General features: G+C 68.5%; 23 protein-coding genes. 14 read left to right on the top strand and 9 right to left on the bottom strand.

Features of this window, described 5'->3' with window-relative positions:
• Positions 1–103 precede the first annotated feature (103 nt).
• Positions 104–784: a TetR/AcrR family transcriptional regulator gene (locus tag ACSVDM_RS10065; RefSeq protein ID WP_084475774.1), complete on the bottom strand. Its 681-nt coding sequence runs from the start codon at positions 782–784 to the stop codon at positions 104–106.
• A 199-nt stretch (positions 785–983) separates the two neighbouring features.
• Here ACSVDM_RS10065 and ACSVDM_RS10060 point away from each other — a divergent pair, with 199 nt between their 5' ends.
• From ACSVDM_RS10060 to purU, 6 genes are all read left to right on the top strand, one after another.
• Positions 984–2,312, top strand: coding sequence for a DUF445 domain-containing protein (locus ACSVDM_RS10060; RefSeq protein WP_174550353.1), 1,329 nt, complete (start codon positions 984–986; stop codon positions 2,310–2,312).
• Between the two features lie 93 nt (positions 2,313–2,405).
• Positions 2,406–2,852 (top strand): helix-turn-helix domain-containing protein, encoded by a 447-nt coding sequence (locus ACSVDM_RS10055; RefSeq protein ID WP_067641944.1) that lies wholly within the window; start codon positions 2,406–2,408, stop codon positions 2,850–2,852.
• On the top strand, positions 2,852–3,493 hold the full coding sequence (locus tag ACSVDM_RS10050; protein ID WP_067641943.1) for a heparin-binding hemagglutinin: 642 nt from the start codon (positions 2,852–2,854) through the stop codon (positions 3,491–3,493). Before ACSVDM_RS10055 ends, ACSVDM_RS10050 begins: the two co-directional genes overlap by 1 nt.
• A gap of 93 nt (positions 3,494–3,586) precedes the next feature.
• Positions 3,587–3,859, top strand: coding sequence for a DUF2516 family protein (locus tag ACSVDM_RS10045; protein ID WP_067485839.1), 273 nt, complete (start codon positions 3,587–3,589; stop codon positions 3,857–3,859).
• A gap of 73 nt (positions 3,860–3,932) precedes the next feature.
• A complete protein-coding gene (locus ACSVDM_RS10040) occupies positions 3,933–4,985 on the top strand; it encodes an alpha/beta fold hydrolase (protein WP_439264167.1) in 1,053 nt (350 codons plus the stop codon).
• 20 nt (positions 4,986–5,005) lie between these two features.
• The gene (purU, locus tag ACSVDM_RS10035) at positions 5,006–5,896 is read left to right on the top strand and encodes a formyltetrahydrofolate deformylase (RefSeq protein ID WP_357150220.1); all 891 of its coding nucleotides are present in this window, start codon (positions 5,006–5,008) and stop codon (positions 5,894–5,896) included.
• 2 nt (positions 5,897–5,898) lie between these two features.
• On the opposite strand, the gene ACSVDM_RS10030 is transcribed toward purU, so the two are convergent.
• Positions 5,899–6,426: a GNAT family N-acetyltransferase gene (locus ACSVDM_RS10030; RefSeq protein ID WP_067484816.1), complete on the bottom strand. Its 528-nt coding sequence runs from the start codon at positions 6,424–6,426 to the stop codon at positions 5,899–5,901.
• Between the two features lie 70 nt (positions 6,427–6,496).
• Between ACSVDM_RS10030 and deoC the strand changes: the two genes are divergently transcribed.
• Positions 6,497–7,156, top strand: coding sequence for a deoxyribose-phosphate aldolase (gene deoC, locus ACSVDM_RS10025; protein ID WP_356985300.1), 660 nt, complete (start codon positions 6,497–6,499; stop codon positions 7,154–7,156).
• On the opposite strand, the gene ACSVDM_RS10020 is transcribed toward deoC, so the two are convergent.
• Complete coding sequence (locus tag ACSVDM_RS10020; RefSeq protein ID WP_439264165.1) at positions 7,157–7,888, bottom strand: LmeA family phospholipid-binding protein; 732 nt, start codon at positions 7,886–7,888, stop codon at positions 7,157–7,159.
• Between the two features lie 104 nt (positions 7,889–7,992).
• Here ACSVDM_RS10020 and ACSVDM_RS10015 point away from each other — a divergent pair, with 104 nt between their 5' ends.
• Complete coding sequence (locus ACSVDM_RS10015) at positions 7,993–8,601, top strand: hypothetical protein (protein ID WP_067484825.1); 609 nt, start codon at positions 7,993–7,995, stop codon at positions 8,599–8,601.
• A gap of 15 nt (positions 8,602–8,616) precedes the next feature.
• Here the strand turns inward: ACSVDM_RS10015 and ACSVDM_RS10010 are convergent, their stop codons facing one another.
• From ACSVDM_RS10010 to ACSVDM_RS10000, 3 genes are all read right to left on the bottom strand, one after another.
• Positions 8,617–9,420, bottom strand: coding sequence for a class I SAM-dependent methyltransferase (locus tag ACSVDM_RS10010; RefSeq protein WP_439264163.1), 804 nt, complete (start codon positions 9,418–9,420; stop codon positions 8,617–8,619).
• A gap of 10 nt (positions 9,421–9,430) precedes the next feature.
• Entirely contained in the window at positions 9,431–9,955 is a 525-nt protein-coding gene (locus ACSVDM_RS10005; RefSeq protein WP_356985297.1) for a DUF2505 domain-containing protein, read from the bottom strand.
• 192 nt (positions 9,956–10,147) lie between these two features.
• The gene (locus ACSVDM_RS10000) at positions 10,148–10,630 is read right to left on the bottom strand and encodes a DUF2505 domain-containing protein (protein WP_439264162.1); all 483 of its coding nucleotides are present in this window, start codon (positions 10,628–10,630) and stop codon (positions 10,148–10,150) included.
• Between ACSVDM_RS10000 and ACSVDM_RS09995 the strand changes: the two genes are divergently transcribed.
• Positions 10,629–11,762 carry a UDP-N-acetylmuramate dehydrogenase gene (locus ACSVDM_RS09995; RefSeq protein WP_439264160.1) on the top strand — a complete coding sequence of 378 codons (1,134 nt, stop codon included), beginning with the start codon at positions 10,629–10,631 and terminating at the stop codon, positions 11,760–11,762. The two genes, ACSVDM_RS10000 and ACSVDM_RS09995, sit on opposite strands and share 2 nt — an antisense overlap.
• Here the strand turns inward: ACSVDM_RS09995 and mscL are convergent.
• Positions 11,752–12,222, bottom strand: coding sequence for a large conductance mechanosensitive channel protein MscL (gene mscL / locus ACSVDM_RS09990; protein ID WP_225278479.1), 471 nt, complete (start codon positions 12,220–12,222; stop codon positions 11,752–11,754). The two genes, ACSVDM_RS09995 and mscL, sit on opposite strands and share 11 nt — an antisense overlap.
• A 78-nt stretch (positions 12,223–12,300) precedes the next feature.
• Positions 12,301–13,041 carry an SDR family NAD(P)-dependent oxidoreductase gene (locus ACSVDM_RS09985; RefSeq protein ID WP_357150203.1) on the bottom strand — a complete coding sequence of 247 codons (741 nt, stop codon included), beginning with the start codon at positions 13,039–13,041 and terminating at the stop codon, positions 12,301–12,303.
• Positions 13,042–13,122: 81 nt separating this feature from the next.
• Between ACSVDM_RS09985 and ACSVDM_RS09980 the strand changes: the two genes are divergently transcribed.
• The 4 genes from ACSVDM_RS09980 to ACSVDM_RS09965 all read left to right on the top strand — a co-directional run bounded on the left by ACSVDM_RS09980 (position 13,123) and on the right by ACSVDM_RS09965 (position 17,280).
• Entirely contained in the window at positions 13,123–13,944 is an 822-nt protein-coding gene (locus ACSVDM_RS09980; RefSeq protein ID WP_439264158.1) for an alpha/beta fold hydrolase, read from the top strand.
• A gap of 345 nt (positions 13,945–14,289) precedes the next feature.
• Entirely contained in the window at positions 14,290–15,285 is a 996-nt protein-coding gene (locus tag ACSVDM_RS09975; protein ID WP_439264156.1) for an alpha/beta hydrolase, read from the top strand.
• Positions 15,286–15,430: 145 nt separating this feature from the next.
• Positions 15,431–16,789 (top strand): D-inositol-3-phosphate glycosyltransferase, encoded by a 1,359-nt coding sequence (gene mshA / locus ACSVDM_RS09970; protein WP_439264405.1) that lies wholly within the window; start codon positions 15,431–15,433, stop codon positions 16,787–16,789.
• Entirely contained in the window at positions 16,786–17,280 is a 495-nt protein-coding gene (locus ACSVDM_RS09965) for a YbjN domain-containing protein (protein WP_225278482.1), read from the top strand. The genes mshA and ACSVDM_RS09965 overlap by 4 nt, the downstream gene beginning before the upstream one ends.
• Positions 17,281–17,320: 40 nt before the next feature.
• Here the strand turns inward: ACSVDM_RS09965 and ACSVDM_RS09960 are convergent, their stop codons facing one another.
• On the bottom strand, positions 17,321–18,496 hold the full coding sequence (locus ACSVDM_RS09960; protein WP_439264154.1) for a lipase family protein: 1,176 nt from the start codon (positions 18,494–18,496) through the stop codon (positions 17,321–17,323).
• A 189-nt stretch (positions 18,497–18,685) separates the two neighbouring features.
• Here ACSVDM_RS09960 and ACSVDM_RS09955 point away from each other — a divergent pair, with 189 nt between their 5' ends.
• Complete coding sequence (locus ACSVDM_RS09955) at positions 18,686–19,591, top strand: ROK family protein (protein ID WP_439264152.1); 906 nt, start codon at positions 18,686–18,688, stop codon at positions 19,589–19,591.
• Positions 19,592–19,598: the final 7 nt, after the last annotated feature.

Raw genomic sequence — 19,598 nt, 5'->3', positions numbered from 1 at the left:
GCAACCTCGCGGTGACACATGCCACAGCGCCCCGCTCGGTTCAGCGTAACCAACCGCGCGGCGATGTCGAGCCCGGGACGGCGATGTCTGGTATCAGCGCTGGTCAGGACTCCGGGAGTGGCGGTAGAACGTGTGTCTGTTCGGTGAAGACAGCGGGCGAGCCACCCGCGCGAGCGATGCCCTCGATCGCGCTCCAGGCCATCATCGTGAGGTAGTCGATGACGTCCTGGCGCGGCATCGCCTTGTCGGTGGTGGTCCACCAGTGGGTGGCCAACTGGATGCCGCCGACCAGCACGTAGGACCACAGCATCGCACCGTCGGTGCGGATGCCCTTGGCCCCGGCCCGGTCGATGAGTACGGCGGTGACCACCTCGGCGAACAGGCGCTCGAACTCGGCGAGCGAGGCATTGTCGCCGCTGCCGTTGTGCATGATGAACCGGTAGACCTCGGGGTCGTCGTCGACGGTGCCCACGTATTCGGTCATGGCGGCGCGCACCAGCTGGTACTCGTCGGCATCGAGGCTGATGGCGCCGTACACGCGCGGCAGCAGCGTGGTCTCGATGAAGCGCTGCATGGTGGCGTGCACCAGGTCGTTCTTGTCGGCGAAGTACCGGTACAGCACGGTCTTGGACACGCCGATCTCGGCGGCGATCTCGTCCATGCCCGCCTGCGCGCCGCGTACGCGGATGGCGTTGAGGGTGCCGTCGACGAGCTCCTCGCGCCGGTCGATCTTGTGCTGGCGCCACCGCCTCTTGCGGCCGTCGACGGGACCCGCGCCGCGCACGGCGGAACCCCGACCGGTCTGCTCGCCGATCTCGACAAGGTCTTCGGTGGACAGGACAGCCCCCTTGCGATCGATGTGGCGTCTCTCGCGATACAGCTTATGCCTGCCGATGTGGGGTGGCGCTCGTTTAGGCGACGTTGGGGGATTTACCACAGGCCGGCGTCGGCGCGGCGGCATTTCGCACAGCAGAATGGGGGCCATGGAGAAAGCTCCCGGCAACACGGCGGTGCTCACGCCGCGCACCGCACCGGCGCAGCCCGCCGGGTTCGCGGATCTGACCGACGAGGCGGGCAAACGACGCGACCTGTTCAAGATGAAGGCCCTCGCCACCGGCTTCCTGCTGGTGGCGACGGTGATCTATCTGCTGTGCCGCTGGCTCGAGTCGCGCGGCGGTGGCGGCGCGTGGGTCGGTTATGTGCGCGCGGCGTCGGAGGCCGGCATGGTCGGCGCGCTGGCCGACTGGTTCGCGGTGACGGCGTTGTTCAAGCACCCGCTCGGCCTGCCCATCCCGCACACGGCGATCATCCGCAAGAAGAAGGACCAGCTCGGCGAGAGTCTCGGCGCGTTCGTCGGCACCAATTTCCTCGCTCCCGATGTGGTGTCGGCCAGGCTCGACGCGGCCCAGATCTCGCTGCGGGTCGGGCGGTGGATGGCCACACCGGCCAACGCGGCGCGGGTAGCGCAGGAGAGTTCGACCATCCTGACGGCCGTGGTCGGCGTGCTGCGCGACGAGGACGTCGAGCAGATCATCGACAACACCATCGTCAAACGCATCGCCGAACCGCAGTGGGGTCCGCCGCTGGGGCGGGTGCTCTCGGAGCTGATCGCCGACAACCGGCAGCTGCCGCTGATCGATCTGCTCGCCGAGCGGGCGCATCAGTGGGCACTCGGTTCGCAGGAGACGATCGACCGGATCGTGTTGCGCGACGCGCCGCAATGGGCGCCGAAATTCGTCAACACATTGTTGTCGGAGCGGATCTACCGGGAATTGGTGGAATTCACCTGGAAGGTGCGTTCGGACCCCGAACACGAACTGCGTCTGGCCGCCACCCGATTCCTGCAGGATTTCGCCGACGACCTGCAACACGACGAGGCCATGATCGCCAAGGCGGAAAAGGTGAAGGCCGAGATCATGGGCCGCGAACAGATCACCGGAATGGCGGAGGCCACCTGGCGTGCGGCCAAGCGACTGATTCTCGAGTCGGCGAACGACCCCGATTCCACGCTGCGACGCAAAGTGGCGGAGAATGTGCAACAGCTGGGTGAACAGTTGCGTGACGATCCGGCGATGCGTGGCAAGGTCGATGGGTGGATCGACCGGGGGGCGCGCTATCTGGTCGGTAACTACGCCGCCGAGATCTCGACGCTGGTGACCGATACGGTCGCCCGCTGGGACGCCGACGAGGCGAGCCGGAAGATCGAATTGCAGGTTGGCCGGGACCTGCAATTCATCAGGATCAACGGCACGGTCGTCGGATCGCTGGCCGGCCTGGCGATCTACACGATCTCGCAGCTGCTGTTCCACTGATTCCGGGCGTTCGCCCGGCGGCTGCTAACTGTAGTGCTTGCAAGAGCTAGCACCCTGACCTAGTATTGACCGTACAACGCCAGAAGGTGAGTGATGGCAGACCAGCCCGAGAACCGAGTGGTGCATGCTGCTCAAGATATCGGAGGGTTCATCAGGTCCCAGCGCGAAGCAGCGCAGGTGTCCCTGCGTCAACTCGCCGCCCTGGCTGGGGTGAGTAATCCGTACTTGAGCCAGATCGAACGCGGATTACGTAACCCTTCCGCCGAAGTACTCGCGCAGATCGCCAAGGCACTGCGGGTTTCTTCGGAGGTGTTGTATGTGCGGGCCGGATATTTGGAACAGCGCCCGCACAGCCCGGTCCGGGACGCCCTGCTGGCCGACACTTCGGTGACCGAACGGCAGAAACAGGTGTTGCTGGAAATCTATGAGTCGTTTCGCCGGGAAAACGGGGAAGAAACCGGCTCAGGGGGGAACGAACGGGACAGCGACGTTTCGTTCACGACAATTGACACTCCGCCACACCAGGAGAGCGAAGACTGATGACCGAGAAGACCGCTACCGTGACCAAGCCGCTGTTCGCCACCGTCGGCGCCGGTGATGCCATCTACACCGCCGTGAACGAGGTCGTCGCCGACGTCCGCGAGCGCGTCGCCACCACCGATGCCAAGGCCCGTGTCGAAGAGGCCCGCGAGCGCATCGCCAACGTGCCCGCCGACGTGCAGGCCCAGTTCGACACCATCCGTGAGCGCCTCGCCGGCCTGCCCTCGGAGCTGCCGGAGGACCTCGCCGAGCTGCGCGAGAAGTTCACCCCCGAGGAGCTGCGCAAGCTGGCCGAGCAGTACTACCGCCAGGCTCTCGACATCTACGCCGACCTCGCCGTGCGCGGTGAGGAGACCGTCGAGCGGCTGCGTGCCAACGAGGCCGTCGACGAGCAGATCGGTCGCGTCGAGTCCCTGTACAAGGATGCCTCCGCCCGCGCCGAGGAAGCCCTCGCCAAGGTCACCGACCTGCTGGGCCGTGGCAAGGAAGAGGCGCAGGCCGCTGCCGCCGAGGCCGCCGCTGTGGTCGAGGCCGAGGTCGTCGCCGTGACCGACGAGGCCGCCCCGGCCAAGGCTCCGGCCGCCAAGAAGGCGCCGGCCAAGAAGGCCCCCGCGAAGAAGGCCGCACCCAAGAAGGTGTAACCCTCACCGCCGACAGCGGCCCCGCGCACCCCTGGTGTGCGGGGCCGCTGTTCGTATGATGGGGGAGTGAATGTGGTGCATGGAGTGACGGGGATGATTTTGCTGGTCTTGTGGCTGGCAGCCTTCGGTGCGACGGTGTTCGCGCTGATCCATGCCGTGCGTCAGCGGCCGGACGCGTTTACGGCCGTCGACAAGATGACCAAGCCGATCTGGCTGGCGATCCTGGCGGGTGCGCTGGTGTTCCTGCTGCTGGGGATCAGCGGGTTCGGCATGCTCACCTCGTTCATCGCGATCATCGCGACCGGTGTGTATCTGGCCGATGTGCGGCCGAAAGTCGACGAGGTGCAGCGCGGGCCGCGCTGGTAAATCGTCGTCGGACCCTCGCGGTCGAGCGCTCCCGGTGTTACTGTTTCTATGAGTAACACAAAGGAGTGTGTCGATGCGCGCAACGCTGCCCGCGGCCGTGAACGACCTGGTCGATACCGTGACCACCAGGATCAAGGCCGGACTTGCCGCCCACCGGGCCGATCTGCGGACCCGGACCCACGGCGTGGCTGCCTTCGATCCGCCGAGCGTCCCGCACGAGGTGATCCCCGTGGTCACCGCCGACGGCGCCCGCCTGCGCGTGCACGCCTACGGCCCGGTCGACGCACCCGTCATCGTGTTCGCCCACGGCTGGACCTGTTCCATCGAGTACTGGAACGCCCAGATCAACGCCTTCGCCGGCGAGTACCGCGTGATCGCCTACGACCAGCGCGGCCACGGTGAGAGCACCAACGGCTACGCGCGGCCGAGCACCGACCTGCTCGCCGACGACCTGTGCGACGTACTCGACGCGGCCCTGCTGCCCGGCCAGCGCGCGGTGCTCGTCGGCCACAGCATGGGCGGGATGACGCTCATCGCCTGGGCGGGCCGCTACCCCGAACGAGTCGCCGAACAGGCCGCCGCCGTGCTGCTCACCAACACCGGCGCGCACTCGCTGGTCGAGGTGTCGACCATGGTTCCCGGCCTGAACAAGCCGCTGCGGTTGCTGCGCGGCCGGGCCCTGCCCTCGCCCGACTGGCTCGGCAAGCTCATCCTCGGCACCCCGGTGGTGTTCCCGCCGATCGCGCCCGTGCGCTGGATCTTCGCCCGCCAGGTGATGACCCTGGACACCACGCCGGAGAAACTGAGCTACGCCCTGTCGGTGGTGCGTGGATGCCCGATGATGACCCGCTCGCGCTACGGCCTGCTGCTGGCCGCGCTGCACCTGGGCGACGCCGCGAGCAACTTCACCGTGCCGACCACCGTGCTCGCCGGCGACCGCGACGACATGACCCCGGCCATCCATGCTGAACGGCTCGCCGAGCTGCTGAGCAAGGCGGGCACGCTGGCGAAGTTCGCGGTGCTGCCCACCGGCCACCTGGGCAATGTCGAGCGCTACGACCTGTTCAACCGGGAGCTGCGCGAAGTACTCGCCGCCGTCCGCGAGCCCGCACGCGCCTCTGCCTGAGGGCCTGCGAGGATGAGGGGATGAGTTCTGCCCCTGTGACCTCGGACGACCGTCGGTTCGTGTTGACGCTCGGCTGCCCCGACCGGCCCGGCATCATCGCCGCGATCTCCTCGTTCATCGCCGATTTCGGCGGGTCGATCGTGGAGGCCGGCTATCACTCCGACGGTGACATCGGCTGGTTCTTCACCCGGCAGGCGGTGAAGGCCTCGACGGTGCCGTTCGGCATCGACGAACTGCGTACCCGGTTCGCGCGGGTGGCCGCGGAGTTCGGTCCCGAGACCGACTGGCAGCTGCACGACACCGGTGCCCGCCGCCGGGTGGTGCTGCTGGTGAGCAAGGACGGGCACTGCCTGCACGACCTGCTCGGTCGCGCGGGGGCCGGTGAGCTGCCCGCCACCATCGAGGCCGTCATCGGCAACCACCCCGACCTGGCCGCGATGACCGAGGCGCACGGGGTGAAGTTCCACCACGTGCCGTTCCCGAAGGACCCGGCCGAGCGCGGACCGGCGTTCGAGCAGGTGCGCGAACTGGTCGACGTGCACGACCCGCACGCGGTGGTCCTGGCCCGGTTCATGCAGGTGTTGCCCGCCTCGCTGTGCGAGCACTGGGCGGGCCGGGCGATCAATATCCACCACAGCTTCCTGCCGTCGTTCGTCGGCGCCCGTCCCTACCACCAGGCCTACGACCGTGGCGTGAAGCTGATCGGGGCGACCTGTCACTACGTGACCGCCGAGCTGGACGCGGGCCCGATCATCGAGCAGGACGTGATCCGCGTGGATCACGCCGACGACGTGCCCGACATGGTCCGCCAGGGTCGCGATATCGAGCGGGTGGTGCTCGCCCGGGGCCTGCGCTGGCATCTCGAGGGCCGGGTGCTGGTGCACGGTCGGCGCACCGTGGTGTTCGAGTAGGCCTACAGGTCGTAGAACGGCGCCGGGTAGCGGAATTCCCCGGTGACCGCCGGATCGTAGGCAGCGAGCGGCCTGACCTGGAAGTATTCGGCCCAGTCGGCCTGATCGGGGACGATGCCGCGGCGCGCGCCCGGCACGAAACCGAAGCGCGAGTAGTAGTCGGGGTCGCCGACGAGGCCGACCACCGATTCGTCGAGGGCGTCGGCGGCGCCGAGCGCCGCGTGCACCAGGGCCGAACCGACGCCGGTCTTCTGATGATCCGGGTCGACGCCGAGCGGGCCGAGGGCCAGCACCGGGAACGGGCCGATGCCCGCTCTGGTGAGGCAGATGTGCCCGACCACGGTGTCGTAGGCCAGCGCGACCAGCGACAACGTCGGCATCCAGGATTCGTCGGCGCGTAGGGCATCGACCAGCGCGGGCTCCGGTGGCTCGGTGACGGCCGGATCGCCGACATAGTGCGGGGCGAAGGCGGCACGATGGATCGCGGCGATCGCCGCGGCGTCCGCAGGGGTCTCGCGACGAATCAACACGGTCCAAGTCTCCCGGATAGGGGTACGCGTGCGCAATGGACTTCTGTGCCGATATGCCAGACTCGCTCCCATGACGTCGCTGACCCGGGCCGACGTGGCCGCCATGATCGATCACACCCTGCTCGCTCCCGAAGCGACCCCGGACCAGGTGAACGACCTGATCGCCGAGGCCCGCAAACTCGGCGTGTACGCGATCTGCGTTTCACCGTCGATGCTTCCGGTGCGCGCGCCGGGGCTGGTGGTCGCCACCGTCGCGGGATTCCCTTCGGGCAAACATCATTCGCTGATCAAGGGTGCCGAGGCACGCCTGGCCGTCGACAGCGGCGCGGCCGAGGTGGACATGGTGATCGACGTGGGTGCCGCGGTGGCCGGTGATTTCGCGGCGGTGCTCACCGACATCATCACCGTGCGCGAGGCGGTCGAGGACCGGGCCGTGCTGAAGGTCATCATCGAATCGGCCGCGCTCACCGACGAGGCGATCGTCGGCGCCTGCCGCGCCGCCGAGAAGGCCGGTGCCGATTTCGTGAAGACCTCCACCGGTTTTCATCCCGCCGGCGGGGCCAGCGTGCACGCGGTGCGGCTGATGGCCGACACCGTCGGCGGCCGGCTCGGCGTCAAGGCCAGTGGCGGGATCAGGACCGCGCAGGACGCGGCGGCGATGATCGAGGCGGGCGCCACCCGGCTCGGGCTGTCGAAGTCGGCGGTCGTGCTCGACGGCTTCCCGGACTGATCAGCAGCGCAGCTCGGCGTCGCTGCGCCCGGAGCTCTCCAGGACGGTGCGCCCGCCCGAAAGGTGAACGACCACACCGTCATCGGTGACGTCGACCTTCTGGTCGCGCAGGCCGAGCGGGTAGCTCTGCAGGCTCTGGGTGAAGGTCTCGACGATGCCCTGCACCAGGTCGGTGGGCAGGCCGATGCCGAGCAGCTGCGCGGACTTGGTCTCCACCTCCACATTGCCGTTGCGGACCATCGGCTGCACCTGCAGCTGGGCCAGGCCGCCGAGCACGTCGAGGGTGAGCACGTCGCTGCTCGCCGAGGAGCTCACCCCGCTCACCATGGTGCCGAGGGTCTGGCGGATGCCGTCGTTGTTCCAGGTCACCTCGGCACTGGAGCTGCCGACGGTCGCGCCGCCGCGCCCACGATCGGTGAGTTCGATGTCGGAGAACTTCGCGTGCACGACCATGCCCACAGCCGGGCCGAACTTGTTGTCCTCGCTGTCGATGCTCATCGACCCGACCTTGCCGTCGAGATAGGTGATCAGCATCGGTTTCGGACCGAAACTCACGTCGATGCTCGAGCCCATCTCCTGCTCGAACTGGCTGCTGATGCAGCGCGAGATCTGGTGGCGGGCATACGCTTCGGTCGCGACGATGGTGCCGACGAGGAGCACGGCGACCACGGCCAACGCGATCACCAGCGTGCGCCGACGGACCTTCGGGCGTTGGGGTGTCTGGGTGCTCATGACAGTCGATTCTTCCGGATTTTTCTGTGTCCGCTCTGAGGAGGCCATGAAGGCCTTCTTTCATTTTGTGATCTGTACCACTTCACCCGGCGTAGCATGGCTGGATGGCTGGCGAGGGAGCGCGCCGGATGGCGGGGACCACCGAACACCGGTGGCGGGTGCTGCGGCGCCTCGCCGGACGACACGCGGGGTTCTTCACCACCAGGCAGGTCCTGCGCACCGGTTGTGAGCTGCGGGTGCGGGCCGCGCTGGCCGACGGGTCGGTGACCAGATCGGGAGTCGGGATGCTGCGGCTGGCGCAATGGCGGCCCGGCCCCCTCGACGAATACGCGATGTGGGCGGCCTGGTTCGACGGTGCCGCCGTGGTGTCGTATCAGAGCGCGGCCGAACTGCACGGGCTCGGACGGTTGCGGCCACGGTTTCTGCACCTGTCGGTGTCGGCGGGGCGACCACCGGTGACGCCACGGCTGGTGCTCACCCGGCGCAAGCTCACCGGGGCGGCGACGGAATCGGCGGGATCGTTCCTGGTGACCACACCGGCGCGGACGGTGCTCGACCTGGCCGAAACCGAGATCGCGCAGTCGGCGCTGAACGAGGTGGTGACCGACGCGGTTGCCATCCACCGGTGTGACGTCGACGAGATACGTTGGGGTGCGGAGCAATTGGCTCCCCGGGCAGCTGGACGGATACGGCGGGCACTGCTCGCGGTCTGACTTCCTCCGACGGGGCTACTCGTCCTCCTCCCACCCGTTCGGTGCGACGACATCCCACGGCACCGACAGCACACAATCACGCATCCGCCGGTTGTAGGCGCGCACCGGGAACCCGTTGGCGCGCAACAACTCCGCCGTACCGCGCCACCGGGTACGTGGACCGAAGGGTGCGAGTGCGGCACTGCGCTCCCAGGCCTGATCGGCGGCGGTGAGCAGGGCGTGCACCTTCTCGCCGCGAATATTGCGGTGGATCAACACCTTCGGCAGTCGCTCGGCGATATCGGACGGGCGCTCGACGGTGAACGGATCCCACGCGAGGGTGAGCGAGAGGGGGCGGTGCCGGTCGAGGAGCACCCAGGCGCTGCGGCGGCCGAGTTCGTCGCAGGTGCCGTCCACGAGCAGGCCGTCGGGTGCCAGGTTCGACTGGATCCGCGACCACGCGGCCGGGACCGCGTCCTCCGGATACTGGCGCAGCACATTGAAGGCGCGGACCAGCACCGGGCGCAGACCGGCCAGTTCGAAACCGCCGCGGGCGAAACGCACGCCGTCGCGCGGGGGCAGCACCCGGGCGGGGTCGATCTCGAGGCCGACCACACGCAGATCGGGGCGAACGGTGCGCAGGCGCGCGGCCAGTTCGATCGTCGTCCAGCCCGCCGCGCCGTAGCCGAGGTCGACCACGAGCGGGTCGACGGCCTCGCGCAGGCGGGTGCTCACCAGGTCGTCGTTGACCAGCCAGCGATCGCTGCGGCGCAACCGGTTGACGCCGGTGGTGCCGCGCGTGATGGTGCCGACCGGCACCGTCCTCCTCGTGCCGGTCATGGGACGAGGATCAGACCGGGTTCTTGGCGGCCGTCTCCAGCCAGCGCAGCGTTTCCTCCTGCTCCGCGCGGAACAGGTCGACGAGATTCACCAGCATCAGCTGTTCCAGGCGCGGGCCGACCATGGGGATGAACACCTTGGCGACGGGGGAGAAGCGCATGGTCGCGCCGGTCTCGGTGGGGAACAGGCGGATGGTGCCGTTGAGGCTGCCCGGGCCCGCCGGGATGGAGGCGGAGAACTTGCCCTCGGTCTCGTCGTGGTCGAACGGACCCCAGCTCTCCTTGCGGGTGATGACCATGTCCTTGCGCATCACCGTCTGCGCGATTTCCGGGAGCATCTCGCGCGGCAGGGTGTGGGCGAGCACCACGTCGATGCCGTCGTCGCTCACCTCGTGGCTGATCACTTCGTTGTGCGGCGCGTACTTACGCATCTCCGCCACACGCGCTTCCCAGTAATCCCTGCTCTGCAACGCCGCGTACAGCTCTTCGGTGGTGTGCAGCGGGTAACGGGCGGAGTAGTCCAGTCGACGTGCCATGCCCGAACACGTTACTGCGTCGTTGGAGCGCTGGTGCGCTCGAGGTTCGCGGCCCCGCAAGTCCCGACGATCAGGCGCCGTGGCTTGCTCCTTCGTCGCCTACGCCACGGCACCTGATCGTCGGGACGGCCGCGAACCGCCGCTTCGCGGCGGACCCTCCTCAGGTCAGGTCTCCCGGGGTCGGGGAGGCTGCTACTTGCTCAACCACTGTTCGGTGAAGGTGGCCTCGTTGCTCAGGAGTTCGGTGAGGCGTTCGGCGATGGCGGCTTCGATCTTGCCGCCGAAGAGGGGGATCTTCACCTCGATGGTGCCGGTGACCGAACCCTCGCAGCCGGTGGCGGTCGGGGTGAGGGTGACCGTGCCGCGGACGGTGGCGGGGGCGCCGTCGACGTGGGCCTCGAAGGTGCCCGAGGTGCCGGTGTAGTGCTCGACGCGGGGGATCACCAGGTCGCCGGGGCGCACGGCGGTGATGGCGGGCGGGAGCTGGTCGGCGGGGATGGACTGCACCAGCTGGATGCGGACCTGGTCGCCGTCGACCGTCAGCGAATCGAGCCGCGCGCTGGGGCCGCCGACCTCGGCGATGCGGGCCTTCCAGTACTGCTCATCGGAGTACGCGGCGCGCACCGCGTCGATGGAATGCGTATAACCGGCCGTGAACGCCAGAGGTGTAGCCATGTGCGACACGGTACCGTCTTCTGACGTGCGAACAACACGGGTGGTGTCCCCCGAACAGCTGCGTGACCTGCTGGCCGAGACCGGTGCGGTGGTGCGCCCGGCGGTGCCGTTGTCGGAACTGACGACGCTGCGCGTCGGCGGTCCCGCGCTGGTCGCCGAATGCGACAGCACGTCCTCGCTCGTCGCCACGGTGCGGGCCCTGGACGATGCCGGTGTGGCGGTGCTGCTCGTCGCGGGTGGATCGAACCTGCTCATCGACGACGCCGGGTTCGACGGTGTGGTCGTTCGGGTGCGCAACACCGGAGTCGAGTTCGGGACCGATTCGGTGCTCGCGGAGGCGGGCGCGAACTGGGACGAGCTCGTCGCGGCTTCGGTGGCGGCCGGTTTCGGTGGGCTCGAATGCCTCTCGGGTATCCCTGGTTCGGTCGGGGCAACGCCGGTGCAGAACGTCGGCGCCTACGGCGTGGAGGTGGAGTCGCTGCTGCGCCGGGTGCGGCTGCTCGATCGGGTGAGCGGTGAGGTGCGCTGGGCGGAACCGGCCGAGCTGGGATTCGGTTATCGCACCAGCGTGCTCAAGCACAGCGACGCCGCCGTGGTGCTCGCCGTCGAATTCCGGCTCGACCCCACCGGAACCAGCGCACCGTTGCGCTACGGCGAACTGGCCCGCGTGCTCGGCGCGAGCGAAGGCGAGACCCGGCCCGCCGCCCAGGTGCGCGCCGAGGTGCTTCGCCTGCGCGCGGGCAAGGGCATGGTGCTCGACCCCGCCGACCACGACACCTGGAGCGCGGGTTCGTTCTTCACCAACCCCGTCGTCGGCGCCGACCGCCTCGACCAGGTGCTGGCCGCGATCACCGCCCACCTCGGCGAGGTGAGCGTCCCGACCTACCCGGCCCCCTCGGGCACCAAGTTCTCGGCCGGCTGGCTCATCGAACGCGCCGGTTTCGCCAAGGGTTTCCCCGGCGAGCACGCGCCCGCGCGGCTGTCGACCAAACACACCCTCGCCCTGACCAACCGGGGCGCGGCGCGGGCGGCCGACATCGTCGAGCTGGCCCGGACGGTCCGCGACGGAGTACGCGAACGGTTCGGCATCGTGCTCGAACCGGAACCGGTGACCGTCGGGATCAGTCTGTGAGCTGAGCCGGGTCCTTCTTGGCCTGCTCGGTGCTCAGCGCCGCGGTCTGCGCCGCATCCAGACCCTGCTGCTTGGCCAGCAGGTCGCGGATCTCGATGAGCAGTTCGGTCTCGGTCGGCTCGGCTTCCTTGGTGGTACCGAATTTGTTCTTCAGCGACTTCATCGGGACCATCAGCACGAAGTAGAGCACCGCGGCGACCATCATGAAGTCGATGAACGCGGTGATGATCGGGCCGACCGCGATGAACGTGGCGGGCTTGTCGGCGATGAGCTGCACGCCGAGGCCGAGTTCATTGGTGGAGCCGAACACCGCGAGCAGCGGGTTCACGAAGCCCTTGGTGACCGAGGTGACCACCGCGGTGAACGCGGTACCCATCACCACGGCGACCGCGAGATCGATGACGTTGCCGCGCATCAGGAAGTTCTTGAAACCGTCGAATACCGACTTGATTCTGCCCATCGCAGAGATGGTAATGACTGGTCATTCGCTCAGCGAATTGTCAGCAACAATCTGTGGTCAGGCTCACGACCTGCGGTTTCAGTTCGCGGGACGACGCGAGAAGCGGCCGGGCCCCTCCTGATCGCGCGGCTTCACCACGATCGTGTCCAGGTTGACGTGCGCCGGCCTGCTCGCGGCGAAGGCGACGATCTGGGCGATGTCCTCCGCGTAGAGCGGATCGATGCCCTCGTAGACCTTGGCCGCCCGCTCGGCGTCACCGTCGAAGCGGACGAGGGAGAACTCGGTCTCCACCGCGCCGGGCGCGATCTCGGTGAGCCGCACCGGCTGACCGAGCAGTTCCCCGCGCAGGGTCCGGTGCAGCACGCCCTGGGCGTGCTTGGCCGAGGTGTAACCCGCGCCGTTGTCGTAGGCGTGCATGGCCGCGATCGAGGTGACGGTGACGATCAGACCGTCGCCGGAAGCGATGAGCTTGGGCAGCAGCGCCTTGGTGACGCGCAGGGTGCCGAGCACGTTCGTCTCCCACATCCAGCGCCAGTCGTCGAGGTCGGCCTCGAGCACGGGCGCGAGCCCCTTCGCGCCACCCGCGTTGTTGACCAGCACGTCGACCCGCTCCACGGCGTCGGTGAACGCGCGCACCGAGTCCTCGGAAGTGACGTCGAGTTCCAGCGCGGTGCCGCCGATCTCCTCGGCCAGCCGCTGCACCCGGTCGAACCGGCGGGCCCCCACGTAGACGTGATACCCCTGCTTGGCCAGTTCCCGTGCGGTGGCTTCCCCGATGCCCGAACTGGCTCCGGTGACGACGGCGGTGCGAGTACTCATGACCACCGATCCTATTCGCCGCCGTTTCGCCGCCGCCACGGCTCCGATCACGGTGAGCGATACCGGCGTTAGCCTGTCGGCATGGGTATTCGTGATGCTGTCAGCGCCGATGGAACGACGATCGTCTACCGGGTCACCGGTCCGGAGACGGGCAGGCCGCTGGTGCTGCTGCACGGCTGGGCGGGCAACCTGCGCTGCTGGGGCGCCGCCGCCGACGACCTCGCGCAGCGCTACCGGGTGATCGCGGTCGACCTGCGCGGGCACGGCTACTCCGACGACCCCGGCGTGTACGACGACCCGAAGGCCTGGGCCGCCGACGTGGCCGCGGTGCTGGCCGCCGAGGGCATCGACTCCGGTGCCGTGCTGCTGGGCTGGTCCTACGGCGGCATCGTCGCCACCGACTACCTCGCCACCTACGGCACCGGCGCCGTCGCGGCCGCGATCTACACCGGTTCGCTGGCCCACATCGGCCCCGGTGTGCCGGGTGCGGCGACCGGGCCCGCGATGGACAAGGCGATCCCCGGTGTCTTCGAGGAGTCGGCCGGGCGGGCGGTGCGCGCGTTCGCGGTGTTCGGTAATGCGAACACCGGGCCGGGGGAGGACAAGGGTGTCGACGCGCAGCGGTTGTTCGGCGGCAGTCTCGCCACCGCGCCCTCGGTGCGCAAGGCGCTGTTCTACCGCACCATCGACAACACCGAAACCCTTCGCGCCCTTGATATCCCGGTGCTGGTGCTGCACGGCACCGCGGATCCGGTTGTGCCCGCCGACAACGGGCGCTACATCGTCGACAACGTGCCGGGCGCGCGCGGTTCGTTCTGGGAGGGCGCTCAGCACGGGCTGTTCATCGAGGATCGGGCCCGGTTCGTCGCCGAGGTGAGCGAGTTCGTCGACGCGCTGGACTGAATTGCGGCGCGGCGTCACGGGGGATTGTCGGACTGTGCCCGGAACCAATCCGGAGGGTCTATTTTTAGGCTGTAATGAGGTTGATTCGGGCATAGTCGATGTCCGCCGTGAGCGCTTCGCATCGAGTCACTCGTCGTCTGTTTCCGCAGCTAGAGCGCTGGTCGTCAAGTAGCATTGCATGGGCGTGATAAGCCCGTGATTGCGATCGTTCCTGTAGCGAACTATCCGCACAGTTTCACGGAAAATCTTCTGGGGATCGTCACAATGATTTCCTGAAAGCCTGTGTAGCGTTCGGATATGTCGTTGAATCACGAATCAGGAACAGGATTCGGCGATCGGAGTTCGATGATGTCTTGTCGGGCGTTGGGGGTTCGGATCGTCCTCGCGGCGCTGGCCGCGATGCTCGCCACCGCAACGGCGGCGGGCCAGGGGATTTCCGAGCCGATCGAGCAGGCACGGATCGACGATCGGCGCGTGGAAGCCGATCAGACCATCGATATCGGCGTGTACTCACCCGCCATGGACAACGTCAACCGGGTGCGGGTGCTGCGCGCCGCCGACCCGTCGAAACCCGCGCCGACGTTGTATCTGCTCAACGGCGTCGGTGGCGGCGCCGACGGCAACTGGCTCGACCGCACCGATGTGGTGTCGTTCTTCCGCGACAAACAGGTGAACGTGGTGATCCCGTTCGGCGGCGCGGGCAGCTATTTCGCCGACTGGCGCAGCGACGACCCGGTGCTGGGCAAGCAGCGCTGGGCGACCTTCCTCACCAAGGAACTGCCGCCCCTGATCGACGCCGAATTCGGGGGCACCGGCGCCAACGCGATCGCCGGGCTCTCGATGGCAGGCACCTCGGTATTCCAGCTCGCCCTCGCCGAACCCGGCCTCTACCGGGCGATCGGCTCCTACAGCGGGTGCGTGCGCACCAGCGACCTACGCGGGCAGGCGATCGTGCGCACCGTCGTCGGCAGCCGGATGGGCAACGCGGCCAACATGTGGGGCCCGCCCACCGACCCGGCCTGGTCGGCCCACGACCCGTACCTGCACGCCGAATCCCTGCGCGGCACCGAGGTCTACATCTCCTCCGGCACCGGCCTCCCCGGCCCGTACGACAACCCGGCCGTCCAGCCGGACCCGCTGCAGCTCGCCTACCAGCTGGCCTTCGGTGCCACGCTCGAAGCGGTCACCCACCAGTGCACCCGTCAGCTGCGCGACCGGTTCCAGTCGCTCGGCATCCCGGCCACCGTCAACCTGCGGCCAACCGGCACCCACTCGTGGGGCTACTGGGAGGAGGATCTGCACACCTCGTGGCCGCAGTTCGAGTCCGCGCTCAACCGCTGAATGCGACGGCCGAAAAGCGCTGGCGTGTGCCGCCCGGATCGGGCACGCTCGATGACGATCGGTGCGTGAGCTCACTCACCGCACGCCTGTGATGGCCGTCACCGATCCCGGTAGGGATGTTATCGGTGGCGTCGCGGCGTGCACACTGGAAGGTGTGAGTCAGCGACGTCTTGAACTTCGGCCCCGCCGCATCGCGGTGCTGTCGGTGCATACCTCCCCGCTGGCCCAACCCGGCACCGGTGACGCCGGGGGCATGAACGTCTACGTGTTGCAGACCGCGCTGGAACTGGCCGCCAGGGGCACCGAGGTGGAGATCTTCACCCGGGCCACCTCCTCGGACCTGCCGCCGGTCGCCGAGGCCGCACCCGGTGTGCTCGTGCGCCACGTCGTCGCCGGACCGTTCGAAGGGCTCGACAAGCAGGAACTGCCCACCCAGCTGTGCCCCTTCACCGCCGAGGTGCTGCGTCAGGAGGCTCGGCACCTGCCCGGCCACTACGACCTCGTGCACTCGCACTACTGGCTCTCCGGTCAGGTCGGCTGGCTCGCCCGCGACCGCTGGCGGGTGCCGCTGGTACACACCGCGCACACGCTGGCCGCGGTGAAGAACCTCGCGCTCGCCGAGGGCGACACCCCCGAACCCGAGACGCGGGTGATCGGGGAGAAGCAGGTGATCGCCGAGGCCGACCGGTTGGTCGCCAACACCGCCGACGAAGCCGGTCAGCTGGTGGACCTCTACGGCGCCGACCGCGACCGCATCGATGTGGTCCCCCCGGGCGCCGACCTGGGCCGCTACCGGCCCGGCGACAAACTCGCCGCCCGCGCCGAACTCGGCTTGCGCGCCGACGAACAGGTCGTCGCGTTCGTCGGCCGGATCCAGCCGCTCAAGGCCCCCGATGTGCTGGTCCGCGCGGCCGCCGAGCTGCTGGCCCGCGACCCGCGGCGCGCGCTGCGCGTACTGATCGTCGGCGGACCCTCCGGCACCGGCCTGGCCCGCCCCGACGCCCTGATCGAACTGGCCGCCGACCTCGGCATCGCCGAGCAGGTCACCTTCCTGCCGCCGCAGCCCGCCGACCGCCTAGTGCAGGTGTACCGCGCGGCCGACGTGGTCGCCGTCCCCAGCTACAACGAGTCGTTCGGTCTGGTCGCCATCGAGGCGCAGGCCAGCGGCACCCCCGTGCTCGCCGCCGACGTGGGCGGCCTGGGAACCGCTGTGCGGCACGGTGAATCGGGTCTGCTCGTGCCGAGCCACCGCACCGGCGACTGGGCCGACGCCCTGGCCGCCCTGCTCGACGACCCCGATCGCCTGCGCCGTATGGGCACCACGGCGGTCGAGCACGCGAGCCGGTTCTCCTGGGCGCACACTGCCGAAGGACTGCTCGACAGTTACGCCGCCGCGATCGCGGGTATGCGCGTCGAACGCAGCCCGATCGCCCTGCGCGCGGGTGAGACAAGCCAAGCCAGATCGCGGGCGCTGTGGCGGCGCCGGACAGGAGTACTCAGGTGAGCGCCGTATCGCAGGTGATCGACGAGACGCTGCGCGACCGGGAGATCGAATACACCCGCCACGGTGACGACACCTTCATCGTGGTGCTGCCCGGCGAGCGCAAGCTCAAGACCACCGTGATGCTCACCGTCGGCAAGCACGGTGTGCGGATCGAATCGTTCGTCTGCCGCAAACCCGACGAGAACTTCGAAGGCGTCTACAAGTACCTGCTGCGCCGCAACCGCCGCCTCTACGGTGTGGCCTACACCCTCGACAATGTGGGCGACATCTACCTGGTCGGTCGCATGTCGACCGAGTCGGTGACCGCCGACGAACTCGACCGCATCTTCGGTCAGGTCCTCGAGGCCGTCGACACCGACTTCAACATGCTGCTCGAGCTGGGCTTCGCGGAATCCATTCGCAAGGAATGGAAGTGGCGCGTCTCGCGCGGGGAATCGCTGAAGAACCTGCGCGCCTTCGAACATCTCATCGACGAGGCCGACAAGGTATGAGAAACGCGGGTGCCGTTGTGCGGCACCCGCGTTCGGGTTCTCAGCAGGTGGTCGGCACCGGTTCGTCACGGAAGCGGGACTCCACGTAGCTCCACGCGTCGACGAAACCGGCCACGGCCGCGGTCATATGCTCGGCGATGTCGTAGGTCGCCAGCTTCACGGGCGCGCCCGCACCGCACCAGTGCGACACGGTGTCGGCCACCGGGCCGTACGGGGTGAGGGTGTCGTAGCGGCCCTGCCAGATGTAGGTCGGCGCGGTCGGCGCACCCTCGTAGTGCACGATGCTGTTCTCGCGCAGCACACCACGCGCCACCTGGCTCGACAGCAGTTCCTTCGACGCGGCCATCTGCTCGGCGTTGCGGAAGATGCCGTGGAAGAGCAGGAAGCGGCGGCAGGCGTCCTTGGTGAACTCGCGGAACCACAGGCCGGTCTCGTTGAGCTGATCCGACACCGGCACCCGATCCGGGTACTCGCGCTCGATGCCCATGGCGGCCGCGAAGGCCAGACCGAAACCGGGGTGCGGTGCGAAACCGAGGGCGTCGGCCATCAGTTCGAGGTCGCTCGGGATACCGCCGGCGACCACCGCGGCCAGCTTCAGTTCGGGCGCGTACTCCGGCTGCAGCGCACCGGCCCACGCGGTGGCCATGCCGCCACCGGAGTACCCGGCCAGCGCCACCGGCGAGCCGCCGAGACCCAGTTCGGTGACCTTCTGCACCGCACGCACGCTGTCGAGGGTCACCATGCCGCTCATTCGCGCCGCACCGTAGGCGACGGTCGGGCCGAGGTAGTCGGGCACCGAAACCGCCCAGCCGCGACCGATCGGCAGCATCGCGCCCGGTGCGTCCTGCAGCTCACCGTTGAACAGCGACTTCGACGGGTTGCACCGGGTGCCGATGGAGTTGATCAGCGCCTGGTAGGAGACCAGCGGCGGGCTCTTCACCCCGATCGGCATGAAGACCGTGGTGACGCCCATGATCGCGTTGCCCGCCGAGTTGGTGGAGCGGAACGCGACCTGCCAGCCCTCGGTGCCGGGGTAGAGCATCGTGTCGATGCGGCGAGTGCGGACCACGTCGCCGGGAGCCAGCGCGGCGATGTCGGCCGGTGCGGTGAAGAACGGGTCAGGATCGGGCGTCGGATACAGCGGATTCGCAGCCGCGGGAGCGGCGAGGAGGCCTACCGAGAGCAGGCTCAACACCAGTACTACTAATTTCGACACAACTTTCCTTCATCATCAGTAACGCAGCCCAACGGAGTCACCCGACCCGGACGAAGTATCCAACGAAAACCGGCGGTGTGGAGCAACCACTAGTCAAAGTGTCCACCGCCACATTTTTGTGAGCGTTCACATCGACGACGGGGTCATGGCTGCTCAACCGGCTACCGGCCGAACAGACAGGAGTGGGCGATGGTTGTCCTCGCACTCGACATCGGAGCGACGAAATTCGCTGTAGGAGTGGTTGATCCGGACTACACGGTGCATTCGGTGCGGCGCGCGGCCGTGGCCGTCGACGATCCGTGGGCGGTGTGTCGGGAGTTACTGCTCGCTGTGGCGGGGGACAACGAGGTTCGCGCGGTCGGCATCGGGTCGGCCGGACCCGTCGATGTGCCGGCCGGGGTGACACGACCGCTGAACTTTCCCCGGTGGCGCGACGGGTTCCCCATCGTCGACCGGGTGCGCTCGGTGTTCCCCGGTGCGGCCGTGCGGTTCGCGATCGACGGCGCGTGCCTCGTACTCGCCGAACATCGGGTCGGCGCGTTGCGCGGGCTCGACAACGGGCTGGCGCTGACGGTGTCTTCGGGGGTCGGCGGCGGGGTGCTCGCCGACGGGCGGGTGCTTCGCGGGCGAACCGGCAATGCGGGCCACATCGGCCACATCATCGTGCCCGGTGATGAAACGCCCTGTGCCTGTGGCGGTTTCGGTTGCGTTGAAGCGGTTGCCGGTGGGATGTCGACCGTTCGCTGGGCTCGTGCGCAGGGCTGGACCGGTGCGACGGGGATCGAACTCGCGCAGGCCGCCCGCGACGGCGAGCCCGTCGCCGTCGCCGCGATGGCACGGGCCGGGACCGCTCTCGGTCGGGCCGTCTGTTCGGCCGCGGCCCTGCTCGACGTGGACCGCGTGGTGATCGGTGGCGGCTTCGCCGACTCCGGCGAACCGCTGTGGGGGCCGTTGCGCGCCGCTGTCGACCGGCACGCCGGGCTCGAATTCATCGACGCTCTTCACGTTTCACTCTCCACCCTGCCCGAGGGTGCCACCCTGGTCGGTGCGGGCGTGCTCGCCATCGACGAGGTGGCGTGGGCCGAGCGCGGGTGAAATGCCA

It is taken from the genome of Nocardia sp. JW2, from assembly GCF_051843015.1.
Lineage (GTDB): Bacteria > Actinomycetota > Actinomycetes > Mycobacteriales > Mycobacteriaceae > Nocardia > Nocardia coubleae.
Note: the sequence above shows the minus strand (reverse complement) of the source record. Positions and strands in the feature narration are given on the sequence as shown.

Coding starts and splice junctions, on each gene's coding strand:
- ACSVDM_RS09995 (WP_439264160.1), top strand. CDS start 10,629: ATGTGCGACACGGTACCGTCTTCTGACGTGCGAACAACACGGGTGGTG.
- ACSVDM_RS10055 (WP_067641944.1), top strand. CDS start 2,406: ATGGCAGACCAGCCCGAGAACCGAGTGGTGCATGCTGCTCAAGATATC.
- ACSVDM_RS10045 (WP_067485839.1), top strand. CDS start 3,587: ATGATTTTGCTGGTCTTGTGGCTGGCAGCCTTCGGTGCGACGGTGTTC.
- ACSVDM_RS09955 (WP_439264152.1), top strand. CDS start 18,686: ATGGTTGTCCTCGCACTCGACATCGGAGCGACGAAATTCGCTGTAGGA.
- ACSVDM_RS10010 (WP_439264163.1), bottom strand. CDS start 9,420: ATGACCGGCACGAGGAGGACGGTGCCGGTCGGCACCATCACGCGCGGC.
- ACSVDM_RS10050 (WP_067641943.1), top strand. CDS start 2,852: ATGACCGAGAAGACCGCTACCGTGACCAAGCCGCTGTTCGCCACCGTC.
- purU (WP_357150220.1), top strand. CDS start 5,006: ATGAGTTCTGCCCCTGTGACCTCGGACGACCGTCGGTTCGTGTTGACG.
- ACSVDM_RS10020 (WP_439264165.1), bottom strand. CDS start 7,888: ATGAGCACCCAGACACCCCAACGCCCGAAGGTCCGTCGGCGCACGCTG.
- ACSVDM_RS09980 (WP_439264158.1), top strand. CDS start 13,123: ATGGGTATTCGTGATGCTGTCAGCGCCGATGGAACGACGATCGTCTAC.
- ACSVDM_RS10015 (WP_067484825.1), top strand. CDS start 7,993: ATGGCTGGCGAGGGAGCGCGCCGGATGGCGGGGACCACCGAACACCGG.
- ACSVDM_RS10000 (WP_439264162.1), bottom strand. CDS start 10,630: ATGGCTACACCTCTGGCGTTCACGGCCGGTTATACGCATTCCATCGAC.
- ACSVDM_RS10060 (WP_174550353.1), top strand. CDS start 984: ATGGAGAAAGCTCCCGGCAACACGGCGGTGCTCACGCCGCGCACCGCA.
- ACSVDM_RS10005 (WP_356985297.1), bottom strand. CDS start 9,955: ATGGCACGTCGACTGGACTACTCCGCCCGTTACCCGCTGCACACCACC.
- mscL (WP_225278479.1), bottom strand. CDS start 12,222: ATGGGCAGAATCAAGTCGGTATTCGACGGTTTCAAGAACTTCCTGATG.
- deoC (WP_356985300.1), top strand. CDS start 6,497: ATGACGTCGCTGACCCGGGCCGACGTGGCCGCCATGATCGATCACACC.
- ACSVDM_RS10040 (WP_439264167.1), top strand. CDS start 3,933: ATGCGCGCAACGCTGCCCGCGGCCGTGAACGACCTGGTCGATACCGTG.
- ACSVDM_RS09975 (WP_439264156.1), top strand. CDS start 14,290: ATGATGTCTTGTCGGGCGTTGGGGGTTCGGATCGTCCTCGCGGCGCTG.
- ACSVDM_RS09985 (WP_357150203.1), bottom strand. CDS start 13,041: ATGAGTACTCGCACCGCCGTCGTCACCGGAGCCAGTTCGGGCATCGGG.